The sequence below is a fragment of the Rhodococcus sp. EPR-157 genome (genome assembly GCF_001647195.1).
In the GTDB taxonomy this organism is placed as follows: domain Bacteria; phylum Actinomycetota; class Actinomycetes; order Mycobacteriales; family Mycobacteriaceae; genus Rhodococcoides.
Window position 1 is genome coordinate 1 of record NZ_LVCV01000652.1, and the last position, 710, is coordinate 710.

The following is a 710-nucleotide window of genomic DNA, read 5'->3' on the forward strand; positions in this document are numbered from 1 at the left end:
TCGGTGGTCACCGTGCGGCGTCGCCCGCGGACCACTCCGACGGCTCCGCAGATCGCCATCAACCGACCGACCTGATCACGGCCAAGATCGTGACCAGCCCGTTTCATGGCGTGCCACATTTTGCGCATCCCGTAGAGGCGCCTGTTGGCCACATAGAGCCGGTGCACGGCGTTCGCGGCGTACGCCTCATCTAGAGCGGCCGTTGAGATGGTTCCGCGTTTCTTGGCGGCGTAGTAGGTGGACGGGGCGATCTTGATGCCGTGTTCGCGGAGCACGGTGCAGATCGGGTCGACCCCGAAGCGGTGGCGGTACTCGTCGATGTAGTCGACGATCACCGAAGTCGGCGGTCGACCTCCGCCGCTGCGAAAAACGCTGACGCTGTCTTGAGAATGTCGTTGGCTCTTCGTAATTCGGAGTTTTCGCGTCGCAATGCTTTCAGCTCGGCATCACGGTCCGAACCTGATTCGCTCTCGTTCGGACCGGAAGGTAAATCGTTCTTTTCGACCCAGTTCCGGATCGTGGCGGGGTTGATGTCGAGCAATGCTCCGACATGCTTGCGAGCGGCGATCTTGGTGTCGCCCTGCTCGGTCAGACGGTCCCGATACATCCGAACAGCGCGCTCACGCGTCTCGGCATCGAACTTCCTTGGTGCACCCATATCTGCATTCTCCTGGTGAGATCACAGTCTCCACCAGTCCCAGGACGGTTCA

The 710-nt window shown here is 61.0% G+C and carries 1 pseudogene and 1 other annotated feature; the pseudogene reads right to left on the reverse strand.

What is annotated here, in order from left to right:
- Positions 1 to 658: pseudogene (locus A2J03_RS30255) on the reverse strand (IS3 family transposase); the annotation flags it as partial.
- Positions 243 to 374: a sequence feature (AL1L pseudoknot), on the reverse strand. (Overlaps the previous pseudogene by 132 nt.)
- Positions 659 to 710: the final 52 nt, after the last annotated feature.